10 protein-coding genes are annotated in these 14,113 nt (G+C 68.9%); 3 read left to right on the top strand and 7 right to left on the bottom strand.

Going from position 1 to position 14,113, the window contains the following annotated elements; all coding sequences use genetic code 11:
• The first annotated feature begins 17 nt into the window (after window positions 1–17).
• Window positions 18–2,378 carry a cation-translocating P-type ATPase gene (locus AMK34_RS39820; RefSeq protein WP_198941850.1) on the top strand — a complete coding sequence of 787 codons (2,361 nt, stop codon included), beginning with the start codon at window positions 18–20 and terminating at the stop codon, window positions 2,376–2,378.
• A 67-nt stretch (window positions 2,379–2,445) separates the two neighbouring features.
• Here AMK34_RS39820 and AMK34_RS39815 read toward each other — a convergent pair whose 3' ends face one another.
• From AMK34_RS39815 to AMK34_RS39795, 5 genes are all read right to left on the bottom strand, one after another.
• Window positions 2,446–3,696: a beta-ketoacyl-[acyl-carrier-protein] synthase family protein gene (locus AMK34_RS39815; RefSeq protein WP_038510035.1), complete on the bottom strand. Its 1,251-nt coding sequence runs from the start codon at window positions 3,694–3,696 to the stop codon at window positions 2,446–2,448.
• 40 nt (window positions 3,697–3,736) lie between these two features.
• Window positions 3,737–3,982, bottom strand: a complete 246-nt coding sequence (locus AMK34_RS39810; protein ID WP_004559006.1) for an acyl carrier protein — start codon at window positions 3,980–3,982, stop codon at window positions 3,737–3,739.
• Between the two features lie 68 nt (window positions 3,983–4,050).
• The gene (locus AMK34_RS39805) at window positions 4,051–5,034 is read right to left on the bottom strand and encodes a beta-ketoacyl-ACP synthase III (RefSeq protein WP_038510037.1); all 984 of its coding nucleotides are present in this window, start codon (window positions 5,032–5,034) and stop codon (window positions 4,051–4,053) included.
• On the bottom strand, window positions 5,031–5,957 hold the full coding sequence (locus tag AMK34_RS39800; protein WP_274534468.1) for an ACP S-malonyltransferase: 927 nt from the start codon (window positions 5,955–5,957) through the stop codon (window positions 5,031–5,033). Before AMK34_RS39800 ends, AMK34_RS39805 begins: the two co-directional genes overlap by 4 nt.
• Window positions 5,958–6,469: 512 nt before the next feature.
• The gene (locus tag AMK34_RS39795; protein ID WP_073849008.1) at window positions 6,470–7,684 is read right to left on the bottom strand and encodes a PucR family transcriptional regulator; all 1,215 of its coding nucleotides are present in this window, start codon (window positions 7,682–7,684) and stop codon (window positions 6,470–6,472) included.
• A 332-nt stretch (window positions 7,685–8,016) separates the two neighbouring features.
• Here AMK34_RS39795 and AMK34_RS39790 point away from each other — a divergent pair, with 332 nt between their 5' ends.
• Window positions 8,017–8,754 (top strand): mechanosensitive ion channel family protein, encoded by a 738-nt coding sequence (locus tag AMK34_RS39790; RefSeq protein WP_038522777.1) that lies wholly within the window; start codon window positions 8,017–8,019, stop codon window positions 8,752–8,754.
• A 202-nt stretch (window positions 8,755–8,956) separates the two neighbouring features.
• Window positions 8,957–9,595, top strand: coding sequence for a nicotinamide mononucleotide transporter family protein (locus AMK34_RS39785; RefSeq protein ID WP_073849007.1), 639 nt, complete (start codon window positions 8,957–8,959; stop codon window positions 9,593–9,595).
• On the opposite strand, the gene AMK34_RS39780 is transcribed toward AMK34_RS39785, so the two are convergent.
• A complete protein-coding gene (locus AMK34_RS39780) occupies window positions 9,592–10,803 on the bottom strand; it encodes an alpha-hydroxy acid oxidase (RefSeq protein WP_073849006.1) in 1,212 nt (403 codons plus the stop codon). The genes AMK34_RS39785 and AMK34_RS39780 overlap by 4 nt on opposite strands.
• A 116-nt stretch (window positions 10,804–10,919) precedes the next feature.
• Window positions 10,920–13,715 (bottom strand): pyruvate dehydrogenase (acetyl-transferring), homodimeric type, encoded by a 2,796-nt coding sequence (aceE, locus tag AMK34_RS39775; RefSeq protein ID WP_038510048.1) that lies wholly within the window; start codon window positions 13,713–13,715, stop codon window positions 10,920–10,922.
• Window positions 13,716–14,113 lie beyond the last annotated feature (398 nt).

Below are 14,113 nucleotides of genomic sequence, written 5' to 3'. Positions count from 1 at the left end.
CGGAATAGAGTCGCGGCATGGCAATAGATCAGCCGGCCCTGCTGACCGACGCCTCGAGGGGGCTCACCGGCGAAGAGGTCGCCCAGCGGGTGGCCGCGGGCCAGACCAACACGGTCTCGACGAAGACCAGCCGGACCACCGGCGAGATCATCCGTGCGAACGTCTTCACCCGGATCAACGCGATCTACGGTGTGCTGTTCGTGCTCATCCTGTCGACGGGGTATTTCATCGACGGGCTGTTCGGCGGACTGATCATCGTCAACAGCGCGGTCGGCATCATCCAGGAGCTCCGGGCGAAACGGACCCTGGAACGGCTCGCGATCGTCGGACAGGCGAAGCCGACCGTCCGTCGTGACGGCCAGAGCGCCGAAATCGCCCCGGAAGACGTCGTGCTCGGGGACCTCGTCGAACTGGGGCCCGGCGACAAGATCGTCGTCGACGGCCCGGCGCTGACAGCCGACGCGCTGGAGGTCGACGAGTCGCTGCTGACCGGTGAATCCGATCCGGTGGTCAAGCAGCCCGGTGACAAGGTGCTCTCCGGCAGCTTCGTCGTCGCGGGCAGCGGCACCTACCGCGCGGACATCATCGGCGACGAGTCCTACGCGGCGAAACTGGCCGCGGAGGCCAGCAAGTTCACCCTGGTGAAGTCGGAGCTGCGCCAAGGCATCGACAAGATCCTCAAGTTCATCACGTACCTGCTGATCCCGGCGGGCGCGCTGACCATCTACAACCAGCTCGCGGGCGACCAGGCGTGGCCGGACGCGCTGCGCGGCATGGTCGCGGCGCTCGTGCCGATGGTGCCCGAGGGTCTGGTGCTGATGACCAGCGTCGCGCTGGCGGTCGGCGTCATCCGGCTGGGCAAGCGCCAATGCCTGGTGCAGGAACTACCGGCCATCGAAGGTCTCGCCCGGGTCGACGTGGTGTGCGCGGACAAGACCGGCACGCTGACCGAGAACGCGATGCGGCTTTCCGAGGTCCGCGAGATCACGCCGGGCCATCCGGTGGACGACGCGCTGGCCGCGCTCGCCGCCGCCGACCCTCGCCCGAACGCGAGCCTGCAGGCGATCGCCGAGGCGTACCGGACCGATCCGGGCTGGCGCGTTTCCACGACGATGCCGTTCTCCTCGGCGCGCAAGTGGAGTGGCGCGTCGTTCGGCGGCGACGGCGACTGGGTGCTCGGCGCGGCCGACGTCCTGCTGCCCGAGGGCGAGCACCGGGCGGAAGCCGAGAAGATCGGCTCGCGCGGTCTGCGTGTTCTCCTGCTGGGCCGTGCCGAACGGGCCGTCGACGCGGCCGAGGGCCCCGGCGACATCGAACCGGTCGCGCTCGTGGTGCTGGAACAGAAGGTCCGCCCCGACGCGAAGGACACTTTGGACTTCTTCGCGCATCAGGACGTCGCGGTCAAGGTCATCTCCGGCGACAACGCCATCTCGGTGGGCGCCGTCGCGGGCACCCTGGACCTGCCGGGCGCGGACAAGCCCGTCGACGCGCGAAAGCTGCCGGAGGACGCCGAAAAGCTGGCCGACACGGTGGAGGATCGCGCCGTCTTCGGCCGCGTGACGCCGCTGCAGAAACGCGCGATGGTCGGTGCGCTGCAGTCGAAGGGGCACACCGTCGCGATGACCGGCGACGGCGTGAACGACGTCCTCGCGCTGAAGGACGCGGACATCGGCGTCGCGATGGGTGCCGGCAGCCCGGCCACCCGCGCGGTGGCGCAGATCGTGCTGCTGGACGATAAGTTCGCCACCCTGCCGCATGTCGTCGCCGAGGGGCGGCGGGTGATCGGCAACATCGAGCGCGTCTCGAACCTGTTCCTCACCAAGACGGTCTACTCGGTACTGCTGGCGCTGATGGTCGGCATCGCGCAGGTGCCGTTCCCGTTCCTGCCGAGGCACATCACGATCACCGCGTGGTTCACGATCGGCCTGCCCGCCTTCGTGCTCTCGCTGGCGCCGAACAACGAACGCGCCCGCACCGGTTTCGTCGGCCGGGTGATGCGGATGGCCGTGCCCGCCGGGCTGGTCATCGCCACCGCGACCTTCGTGAGTTATCTGCTGGTGTACAAGGGATCCGGTCAGTCCGAACTGGACAAGATCCAGGCGGGGACGACGGCGCTGATCACGCTCATCACGATCGCGCTGTGGGTGCTCGGGATCGTCGCGCGGCCGTACCGGTGGTGGAAGATCCTGCTGATCGGCGGGATGGTCGTGCTGACCCTCGCGCTGTTCCTGATCCCGTTCACGCAGAAGTTCTTCGCGCTGGACCCGAGCGTGAGCGCGTACACGCTGTCGGCCTTCGCCTGTGCCGGGGTGGGGATCGTGCTGGTGGAGATCGCCTGGTGGGCAGGGCGGCATCTGGTCAAGCGCCAGGAAGCCTGACCCAGAAGTACGTGAAGGCCCCCTTCACTGCGTCTAGCGCAGTGAAGGGGGCCTTCACGTACTGAAATCAGGCCGCCGGGGTGAACAACAGCGCCGTGTTGTGCCCGCCGAAGCCGAACGAGTTGCTGATCGCCGCGCCCAGCTCCATCTTGCGAGCCTCACCGGAGACGACGTCGAGCTGCACCTTCGGGTCCAGGTCCTCGAGGTTCAGTGTCGCCGGGATGAGCCCGTGGTAGATCGCCAGGATCGTGGCGATGCCCTCGACCGCGCCCGCGCCGCCGACCAGGTGGCCGAGCGCGCCCTTGGGAGCGGTCACCACGACGTGCTCGCCGACGGCGTTGCGGATCGCCGCGGCCTCGCCGACGTCGCCGACGACCGTCGAGGTCGCGTGCGCGTTGACGTGGCCGACGTCGGCCGGGGAGACCCCGGCCATCGTCATCGCCTGCCGCATGGCGGCGATCTGGCCGACGCCCTCCGGGTGGTTGCCCGTGATGTGGTAGGCGTCCGAGGTGATCCCGTACCCGCTCAGCCGAGCGTAGATCCGCGCGTTGCGGGCCTTGGCCCGGTCCGCCCGCTCCAGGATCACGACACCGGAGCCCTCGCCGAGGACGAAACCGTCACGGTTCACGTCGAACGGCCTGGACGCCTTCGCCGGGTCGTCGTTGCGGGTGGACACCGTCCGCGCCTGGGCGAAACCGGCGAGGGTGATCGGGTGGATGCACGATTCGGCACCACCGGCCACCACGACGTCTGCCCGGCCCGAGCGGATCATCTCGTAGCCGGCGGCGATGCCTTCCGCGCCCGACGCGCAGGCCGAAGCGGGCGAGTGCACACCGGCACGTGCCTTCAGGTCGATCCCGACGTGAGCGGCGGGGCCGTTCGGCATCAGCATCGGCACGGTCAGCGGGGAGACCTTGCGGAGTCCCTGCTTGTGCAGAAGGTCGTTCTGGGAGATCAGGGTGACCGGACCGCCGACACCGGTACCGATGGTCACCCCGAGGCGCTCGGGTTCCACATCCTGATGCTCGTCGGTCGGCTGCTCGAAGCCCGCGTCCGCCCAAGCCTGGCGGGCGGCGATGAGCGCCACCTGCTCACAGCGGTCCAGCCGCCGGGCCTGAACCCGCGGCAGGACCTCGGACGGGTCGACGGCGAGCATGGCGCCGATCTTCACCGGCAGCTCGAGTTCGTCGACCCAGTCGGCTTCGATGCGGCGGATCCCGCTCGCCCCGGCGAGCAGGCCGTCCCACGTGGACGCGACGTCCCCGCCGAGTGGCGTGGTCGCGCCCATCCCGGTGATCACGACGTCGTTGTTGCTCATTGGAGTCTCCCCAAGGTCGGCGCCAATCAAGAAGTCGGACTTACTTGGAGTTGGCCGACACGTAGTTCACCGCGTCGCCAACGGTCTTCAGGTTCGCCAGCTCGTCGTCCGGGATCTTGACGCCGAACTTGTCCTCGGCCTGGACAGCGATCTCCACCATGGACAGCGAGTCGATGTCGAGGTCGTCCACGAAGGACTTCTCGGCGGTCACGTCGTCCTGCGCCACACCGGCGACCTCTTCGACGATCTCGGCGAGGCCGGCGAGGATCTCTGCGTTGTCTGCCACTGGTTGTTCCCTTCTCGGTGATGCTTTCGGCTGCCCTGCGGACACGGTGCCCGCAGGGGAAGTATTCATCACGGGCAGACGAAGGCCTGGCCCGCGTAGGAGAGTCCGGCCCCGAAGCCCACGGCGAGCACGACGTCGCCCTGTTTCACGGTGCCTGCCTTGCGCATGTGGTCCAGCGCAAGCGGAATCGACGCGGACGAGGTGTTGCCCGAGTACCTGATGTCGTCGGCGACGACCATGTCCTCGCGAGCGCCCTTGGCGCGCAGCTTCTTCGCGATGGCTTCGACGATGCGCAGGTTGGCCTGGTGCGGGATCAGGACGTCCACATCGGACGGTTCGAGCCCGGCCAGTTCCAGCGCCTGCAAGGCGATCGGCGCGATCTGCGTGGTCGCCCAGCGGAAGACCGACTGGCCCTCCTGGTAGATCCACTTGTTGTCGCGCATGTAGATCAGGTCGACGTGCTCGCCCGCGCTGCCCCAGGCGACCGGGCCGATCTGCGCGGTGTCGGCCGCGCCGACCACCGCCGCACCGGCGCCGTCGGCGAAGATGATCGCGTTCGCGCGGTCGACCGGGTCGATGTGGTCGGTCAGCTTCTCGGCACCGATGACGAGCGCCTTCTTCGCGCTGCCCGCCCGGATGAGATCCGAAGCGACGCCGATGCCGTAACAGAATCCGGCGCACGCGGCGTTGAGGTCGAACGCGGCCGGATGCGTGATGCCGATCCGGTCGGCCACCTGTGCGGCGGCGTTCGGGATCTGGGTGGGCATCGTGCAGTTCGGCAGGATGACCGTGTCCACTTCGGACGGGTCCACACCGGCGTCCGCCAGCGCGGCGGTGCCCGCCTTGACCGCCATGTCGACCAGCGACTCGTCCTTCTCGGCGAACCGGCGCTCGATGATGCCGACCCGCTCGCGGATCCACTGGTCGTTGGTGTCCATGATCTTCGAGAGATCGTCGTTGGTCACGATCTTCTCGGGCTGGAAGCTCCCGACACCGAGGATGCGGGTCCCGGCGGCGCCCGGCGCCTGCCGCAAAGTGGATCGGTCGGTCACGAAGCGTCCTCCTGCCCCTGAAGCTTCGCCAGCTCGGCCGGCGTCTTCAGAGCGATCGTGGTGGTCACGGTTCCCTTGAGCTGCCGCTTGACCAGCCCGGTCAGCGTGCCCGCCGGCGGAAGTTCGAGCGTCGAGGTGACACCCGCGGTGACCAGACCGTCCATGGTCAGATCCCAGCGAACCGGGCTCGTGACCTGCTTGACCAGCCGGTCGAGGTACTCGGCCCCGCTGGTGACGACCTGGCCGTCGGCGTTCGACAGCAGCGGACGCGTCGGGTCCGCCGGGGTGATCTTCGCAGCGTGGGCGGCCAGCGCTTCACGCGCGGGTGCCATGTAGGAGGTGTGGAACGCGCCCGCGACCTTGAGCGCGCGGACCTTGGTGCCCTCCATCGGCTCGGCCACGATCTTCTCGATCGCGTCGGCGGCGCCGGAGGCGACGATCTGGCCCGCGCCGTTGCGGTTCGCCGCGGCGAGGCCGTGGCCCTCGAGCCACGCGACGACCTGCTCCGGGTCGCCGAGCATGACCGCGGCCATGCTCGTGGGCTCCAGCGCGCACGCCTTCGCCATCTCGGCGCCGCGGACGGCGGCCAGCGCGACGGCGTCTTCGGGGCTGAGCACGCCGGCGATGGCGGCGGCCGCCAGCTCGCCGACGGAGTGACCCGCGACCGGCGCGTCCGCGGCGACGGGAGCCTCACGCTGAAGGTGTTCGAAGGCCAGCAGTGACAGCGCCACGATCAGCGGCTGCGTGATCGCGGTGTCCTGGATCTCTTCGGCGTCCGCTTCGGTGCCGAGGCGGACGAGGTCGAGACCGGCCCTCTCGGACCAGGCTTCGACGCGCGCGCGGGCGCCGTCGAGCTCGAGCCAAGGGGAGAGCATGCCTGGGGCTTGGGAACCCTGACCGGGGGCGAGGACTGCAACTGTCACCCCACTAGAGAACACTCTCGGCCACCATGGTCGTGATGCCGACGCTCACCAAGTCCGGCCGACGTAATTGTCGGAACCCTCCAAAAGCGTCTTCCTGATCTCCGCGCTTAACCCAAAAGCCTTGTCGGGTTCAACCAGCTTTCCCTATGAAGTCCGTCACTGCGCAGAGTTACCAACCGGTTCGACGCTCGGGCCACGGTGACCGAGCGACGGCACGTGTGATCAGACGGACGGCACGCTCGCGGTCGGGGCCCCACCATGTGTCGTCCACGCAGTCACCCGCGCCGTCCGTCCAGTCACGTGTGTCGTCCCTCTGGTCACGCGGCCCGACCGCGGTGCCTGAGACGAGGCTGGCTTTGAGCCCGAAGGCCGTCATTCGCGTGATCGGGAGCCGATCTCACGTGATTGGAGGCGGAACTCACGTGTGCGGTGTCCGATCACGCGAGTTCCGTCTCTGATCACGCGAATTCCGTGTCCGATCACGCGTGTGCGGTGCCCGATCACGACGGCCGTCACCAGAGGCCGCGGGCGCGGGCCAGCCGCCCGACGGTCAGCGCCACCTTCAGCACCCAGGCGTCCCGCGATTCGGCAGCGTGGCGGCCGGTCAGTTCCGCCGCCTTCCGCAGCCGGTACCGGACGGTGTTCGGATGCACGAACAGCGTCCGCGCGCAGGTCTCCAGGACCCCGCCGCTGTCGAGGTAGGTCTCCACCGTCCGCAGCAAGGCCGGGCCCGCTTCTTCGAGCGGTCGCGCGATCTGCTCCACGAGCAGGCGTTCGGCCTCGGGATCGCCGGACAACGCGCGTTCGGGCAACAGGTCGATCGATCTCGCGGGCCGGGGCGCGCCGGGCCAGCCGACGACGGCACGCAGGCCGGAGAGCGCTTCGGTCGCGCTGTGGTGCGCTTCGGCGAGGGTGGGCACCGTCGGCCCGGCGACGACCGGGCCGTCGGCGAAGGCGACCGACAGCTTGGCGAGGATCTCGCGGTCCTTGACGCTGCCGTCGGTGGGACCGGCGACCACCACGACCAGCCGGGATCCCTGCACCGAAAGCAGCACGGGGCGCCCGACCCTGGCGGCGCGGCTGCGGACCTCGAACACGACGGCGGGCGGATCGTCCGACGTCGGGGTGCCGACCAGCGCGGTGGCGGGCGCGGCCGGATCCCAGCCGAGCGCGGCGGCCCGGGAGAGCACCGCCTCCTCGGCGTCGCCGCGGACGATGCCGTCGACGACCAGCGCCTCCAGCCGCGCGTCCCAAGCGCCGCGCGCCTCGGCGGCGGCCGCGTAGGAGTTGGCGGCGGCGAACGCGATCTCCCTGCCGTAGCGCAGGATCCCCTCGATCAGAGCGGCGCGTTCGGCCTCGTTCGCGGCGAATTCCGGCAGTTGCTCTTCGAACACCTCGATCGCCAGCCGCACCATGCCGACCGCCTGCCGCAGGCTCACCCAGCGGGACAGTTCGGCGGGTGCTTCGCGGAAGGCCTCGGTGGTGAGGGAGAGCGCCTCCTTGGCGTCGCGGAGCCAGTCGACGAAACCGGCGGCACCCGCCTGGGTGATCAGCAGGACGCTCGCGCGCTGATCGGCGGGGAGGCGGGCGAACCAGCTCAACCGCTCTTCCATCACCGCCACGCTCGCGCTCGCGAGCCGGCCTGAGGCGTGCTCGAGCCGCCGGAGGGTCTTGGCGGACAGCCCGTGGTGCTTGGGGACACGCCGCCCGGAAGTCGCATCAGCCATGGTCAGGCGATCCTAGTCCGGCGGGCAAAGGTGGCCTTCATCCTGCGGCGGTTCGCCCATGGAGTCCGAAGTGGACGGTAATGGGAGACGAAATTGCGAAAGGTCTCCGCATAAAACTCGAGGCCGCCCGGCGCTCGCGTTTTTCGCTGCGCCGGACGGCCTCGTCTCCCCGGTCCCCACCGGTAGGACAAGTATGGGACTTGTCGATCTTTTCCCGCTAGCTCACTCACTCGATCGTGGGTCGCCGAGTTGCCGGTGCGGTGCTCGTGATCAACGATCCCTCGCAAGCCGCACCGGTGTTGGGCGCGGATGCGCAGAGGAGGGAGTTCGCCGTGGGCGAGCAGCTGAAAGACGGTCTGGGACAAGCATGGAACCTTGTCGCCACCTTCGTGCCGAAATTGATCGGTTTCCTGATCATCCTGCTGATCGGCTGGTTGATCGCGAAAGCCGTGTCGAAGGCATTGGGGCTGGTTCTGTCGAAGATCGGTTTCGGCAAGCTCATCGAGAAGACCGGGCTCACCGGAACGCTCAAACAGGCGAATGTCGACGCGGGCGGGATCCTCGTCAAACTCGTGTACTACTTCATTCTCCTGATCGCGCTGCAGCTCGCGTTCGGCGTATTCGGTGAGAGCAATCCGGTCAGCGCGCTGCTCAACGACATCATCGCGTTCCTGCCGCGGATCCTGGTGGCGCTGGTGCTGGTGATCGTCGCGGCCGCCGTGGCGAAGGTCGTCCGCGACCTGGTGACCGGAGCCCTGTCGACCCGGCCCGCGGGACGGCTGCTCGGCACCATCGCGTACTGGATGATCATGGCGTTCGGCATCATCGCCGCGCTCGGCCAGGTGAACATCGCGACCGCGATCACCGGACCGGTCCTGATCACCGTGCTCGCCACCATCGGCGGCGTGATCGTCGTCGGCTTCGGCGGCGGCCTGATCAAGCCGGCGCAGGACCGCTGGCAGGGCTGGCTGGCCAATCTGCAGGGGCAGCTGGAGGCCGGTGACGCCAAGCAGGAGGTCCGTTCGGAGCCGCCGACTTCGCCCGTGGGCATCGGTCGCGTAGATTCCTGAGCATCCCGCGGGCCCGGTGATCGAGGAAGGCACCGGGCCCGCGTGGAGTCGAAGGGCCCATCGCCGCGGAACACGCGGTGAAGGGCCCTTTCGCGTCTCCTCAGCGCCGCTCGAGCCGCCCGCCTGTTCCGCACCTCACACTCACTGGGGAATGGGGCCGGAACGGAGCATGTTGGAGCGGTAGACGGAGAGGGGTGCGGACGTGGACTTCCTGCTGCACAACGGTGTCACGGTGCTCGGACAATGGATCTCCTTCGCCGAGCTGGCGGGGCAGATCTTCGCGCTCGCCGTGGTCTTCCTGGCGCAACGCCGCACGTTGTGGACGTGGCCGGTCCAGGTCGGCGCCACCGTGCTGTTGTTCTCGGTCTACGTCTCCGCGCATCTCGGCGGGCTCGCGACCAGGCAGATCGCGATCCTCGCCATCTCGATCTACGGCTGGTGGGCCTGGTCCCGCCGCAGCGACCCGGTCTACGGCGTCGTCGTTCGCAAGGGCCGTCTCGGCGAGCGTCTGGCGATGGCCGGCGCCTTCGCGATCGGCACCACCGTGATGGCGCTGGTCCTCGACGCGCTGGACGCTTCATGGGCGCCTTGGCCGGACGCCGCGATCTTCGTCGGCACGCTGGTGGCCTTCGCCGCCCAGGGCGCGGGTCTCGTCGAGTTCTGGCTGGTGTGGCTGGTCGTCGACGCGATCGGCGTACCGCTGCAGCTCTCGTCGGGCCTGTACTTCTCGGCGGCGGTGTACATCGTGTTCGCCGGGCTGGTCGTGCACGGCTGGTGGAGCTGGAACCGGACGGCGAAGCAGGTCAGCGCCGCGCCGTCCGGGGTCTCGGCCGCGGTCTAGCGCATGGTGGCGTGTGAGGGCTTCAGGTCGGCGAGGGTGCGGACACCCAGCAGCTGCATCGTCCGGGTCATCTCGGCGCGCAGGATGTCCACGCACCGCTGAACCCCGCGCTCGCCGCCGGCCATCAGGCCGTAGAGGAACGCGCGCCCGATGAGCACCGCGTCCGCGCCGCGCGCGATGGCGGCCACGATGTCGCCGCCGGACAGGATGCCGGTGTCGACCCACACCTCGGCGTCGCCCTGGATCTCGTCGAGCACCGCGGGCAGCAGTTCGATCGGCGTCGGCGCGCGGTCGAGCTGGCGGCCGCCGTGGTTGGACAGCAGTACCGCGTCGGCGCCGTGCCTGACCACGTCACGCGCGTCGTCGACGTTCTGGATCCCCTTGACCACGAGCTTGCCCGGCCAGGTCTGGCGGACCCAGTCGAGGTCGTCGAAGTTCAGGGTCGGGTCGAAGAGCTGGTTGAGCAGCTCGGCGACCGTGCCGTCGAACTGGCTCAGCGACGCGAAGGTCAGCGGCTCGGTGGTCAGCAGGTTGAACCACCACGCCGGATGCATCGCGCCGTCGACGAACGTCTTGAGGGTGAGCGCGGGCGGGATGGTCAGCCCGTTGCGGACGTCGCGCAGCCGCGCGCCCGCGACCGGCGTGTCGACCGTCAGCATGAGCGTGTCGAAGCCGGCGGCCCAGGCGCGATTCATCAGATCTTCGCCCGCCTTGTGGTCGCGCCAGACGTAGAGCTGGAACCACTTGCGGGCCTCCGGGGCGGCCGCGGCGAGGTCTTCGATGGACGTCGTCGCCATCGTCGACAGCCCCATCGGGATGCCGTTGCGCTGCGCGACGCGGGCCACCGCGGACTCGCCCTCGTGGTTCATCATCCGCGTGAACCCGGTCGGCGCGAACGCGAACGGCAGCTCCGAACGCTTGCCGAGGATCTCCTTGCCCGTGTCCACATCGGACACGCCGCGCAGGACGTTCGGGTGGAATTCCACGCTGCGGAAGGCCTGCCGGGCGCGGCGGAGGCTGTCTTCCAGCTCCGCGGCGCCGTCGGTGTAGTCGAACGCCGCCCTGGGCGTCCGCTTGCGGGCGAGCATCCGCAGATCGGCGATCGTGTGCGCGCCCGCCAGCCGCCGCTCGGTCGGGTTGAGCACGATCGGCTTCGGCCGCAGGATCTGCTTCAGCTCACTCGGCTTCGGCAGTCGACGCTTGGTCACACTCGCTCACCCTTTCCGCAAACATCCGATGTCTCACCCTAGCTCCTCCGCCGCCGGACGCAATGAAGGGACCTTTCCTTGCGAAATTTGCAAGGAAAGGTCCCTTCATCTCAGCGTCAGGCGCTACCGGAGTCCGACAACTGCGGACCCGCGGCGGCGACGTCGTCGAGACGGTACTTGCGTGCCGCCTCCGCCGCCTTCGACCGGTCGATCTCGCCGCGCTTGGCCAGCGCGCTCAGCGTGCCGACCACGATCGACTGGGCGTCGACCAGGAACTTCCGCCGGGCGGCGGGACGGGTGTCGGAGAACCCGAACCCGTCGGTGCCCAGCGTCAGCATGTCGGTCGGCACCCAGGGGCGGATGAGGTCCGGCACGGCCCGCATCCAGTCCGACACCGCGACGACCGGCCCGTTCGCACCGGACAGCTTCTGCGTGATGTACGGCACACGCGGGGAGTCGCCCGGGTGGAGCAGGTTGTCGTGGTCGACCTCGACGGCCTCGCGCCGCAGCTCGGTCCACGACGTCGCCGACCACACGGCCGCGCGTACGCCCCACTCCTCGGCCAGCATCTGCTGCGCCCGCAGCGCGTCCGGCATGGTGACGCCGGAGACCAGGATCTGCGCCTCCGGGCCGTCGCCCGACGGGGCGTCCGCGTACTTGTAGAGACCCTTGAGCAGGCCGTCGACGTCGAGGTTCTCGGGCTCGGCGGGCTGCTGGTAGGGCTCGTTGTAGATCGTCATGTAGTAGAAGATGTTCTCGCCGTTGCCGTCCGGCCCGGTCTCGCCGTACATCCGGCGAAGACCGTCCCGCACGATGTGGGCGATCTCGAACGACCACGCCGCGTCGTAGGCCACGACGGCCGGGTTGGTCGCCGCCAGCAGCAGCGAGTGCCCGTCGGCGTGCTGGAGGCCCTCACCGGTCAGCGTGGTGCGGCCGGCGGTGGCGCCGAGCACGAACCCGCGGGCCATCTGGTCGGCCGCCGCGTAGAGGCCGTCACCGGTCCGCTGGAACCCGAACATCGAGTAGAAGATGTAGATCGGGATCATCGGCTCGCCGTGCGTGGCGTACGAGGTGCCGACGGCGGTGAACGACGCGGTCGAGCCCGCCTCGTTGATGCCCTCGTGCAGGATGACGCCCTTTTCGGACTCCTTGTAGGCCAGCATCAGGCTCGCGTCGACCGACGTGTACGTCTGGCCGTGCGGGTTGTAGATCTTGGCCGTCGGGAACATCGAGTCGAGACCGAAGGTGCGCGCCTCGTCCGGGATGATCGGGACGATCCGCTTGCCGATCTCGGAGTCCTTCGCCAGCTCGCGGACGAGCCGGACGAACGCCATCGTGGTGGCGACCTCCTGCTTGCCCGAGCCCTTGCGGATGCCTTCGTAGACCTTGTCGCCGGGCAGCACGAGGGCCTTCGAGGCCTTCGGGCGGCGTTCCGGCAGGAACCCGCCGAGCGCGCGACGGCGGCCGATCATGTACTCGATCTCGGCCGATTCCTTGCCCGGGTGGTAGTACGGCGGCAGCTTCGGGTCGCGCTCGAGCTCCTCGTCGCTGATCGGGATGCGCTGGGCGTCCCGGAACAGCTTGAGGTCGTCGAGGGTGAGCTTCTTCATCTGGTGCGTGGCGTTGCGGCCCTCGAAGGACGGCCCGAGGCCGTAACCCTTGATGGTGTGGGCCAGGATCACCGTCGGCTGGCCGTGGTGCTCCAGCGACGACTTGTAGGCCGCGTAGACCTTGCGGTAGTCGTGCCCGCCGCGCTTGAGGTTCCAGACGTCGGCGTCGGTGAGGTCCTTGACCAGTTCCTTGGTCCGCGGGTCGCGGCCGAAGAAGTGCTCGCGGACGAACGCGCCGTCGTTGGCCTTGTAGGTCTGGAAATCGCCGTCCGGCGTGGTGTTCATCAGGTTGACCAGCGCGCCGTCACGGTCCGCGTGCAGCAGCGAGTCCCACTCGCGGCCCCAGATGACCTTGATGACGTTCCAGCCGGCGCCGCGGAAGTACGACTCCAGCTCCTGGATGATCTTGCCGTTGCCGCGCACCGGGCCGTCGAGCCGCTGCAGGTTGCAGTTGATCACGAAGGTCAGGTTGTCGAGGCCCTCGCTCGCGGCCACGTGGATGAGGCCGCGCGATTCCGGCTCGTCCATCTCGCCGTCGCCGAGGAACGCCCAGACGTGCTGGTCGCTGGTGTCCTTGATGCCGCGGTCGCGCAGGTAGCGGTTGAATCGCGCCTGGTAGATCGCGTTCATCGGGCCGAGGCCCATGGACACGGTCGGGTTCTCCCAGAACTCCGGCATCAGCCGCGGGTGCGGGTACGACGGCAGGCCGCCGCCCTCGCCGGCGTGCGAGAACTCCTGGCGGAAGCCGTCCAGCTGGTTCTCGGTCAGCCTGCCCTCGAGGAACGCGCGGGCATAGATGCCGGGGGAGGCGTGGCCCTGGATGAAGATCTGGTCGCCGCCGCCCGAGTGGTCCTTGCCGCGGAAGAAGTGGTTGAAGCCCACTTCGTACAGCGCGGCGGAGGAGCCGTAGGTCGAGATGTGCCCGCCGACGCCGACGCCGGGACGCTGCGCGCGGTGCACCATGATCGCGGCGTTCCACCGGATGTAGGCGCGGTACCGGCGCTCGATCTCCTCGTCACCGGGGAACCAGGGTTCGTTCTCGGTGGGGATGGTGTTGACGTAGTCCGTCGACGTCAGCGCCGGGACGCCGACGTGGCGTTCCCTGGCCCGCTCGAGGATGCGCAGCATCAGGTACCGGGCGCGCTGCTGACCACCCCTGGCCAGCGCCTCGTCGAAGGAGTCCAGCCATTCGGCGGTCTCCTCCGGGTCGATGTCGGGCAGGTGCGCCGCCAATCCGTCACGGATGACGCGGACGCGTGCCGGGGTCTCCTTGCCGGAGGCGCCGTCGTTCTGCGGGGCCAAGGGGTCTCCTTGCGAAAGGTGGTAGCTGGTTGTGCTCGTACGCGGGCGTGTTCGCCGTCCATCGTCGTCCTCCGGTTCCGTTCGCGTCACCGCTACTGATCGGTAACGTTCGCGGACCCGATTGCGACACGCCTCGCACGCGCCTGTACTCGCGCGCGCGTTTTCTCTCCCACCCTAAAGCAGGCCGTTCGGAGGTGCCCAGGCGCGCCCGAATTGACCCCGTGAGAGTGGGCTGAATGTCCGTACGCCGCGACACGAGTTGTTCAAGATCCGGTGTGGACGGTTGCGCGGAACGCTTCACCAGTGTTCGCTAACGGGCATCGTGTACCCGAGTGTGGTGCCCGCCCGGCCGATCAGGCCGACGCGACACCACGCTCCGTCGTAGTTGGAGGAGTGAC

The sequence above is a fragment of the Amycolatopsis sp. CB00013 genome (assembly GCF_001905755.1).
In the GTDB taxonomy this organism is placed as follows: Bacteria; Actinomycetota; Actinomycetes; order Mycobacteriales; family Pseudonocardiaceae; genus Amycolatopsis; species Amycolatopsis japonica.
The sequence above is the reverse complement of the archived record's forward strand: the minus strand, read 5'-3'. Positions and strand labels throughout refer to the sequence as shown.

Bases quoted from the DNA above. Each gene is read 5' to 3' on its own strand.
- AMK34_RS39820 (WP_198941850.1), top strand. From the start codon at position 18: ATGGCAATAGATCAGCCGGCCCTGCTGACCGACGCCTCGAGGGGGCTC.
- AMK34_RS39815 (WP_038510035.1), bottom strand. From the start codon at position 3,696: ATGAGCAACAACGACGTCGTGATCACCGGGATGGGCGCGACCACGCCA.
- AMK34_RS39795 (WP_073849008.1), bottom strand. From the start codon at position 7,684: ATGGCTGATGCGACTTCCGGGCGGCGTGTCCCCAAGCACCACGGGCTG.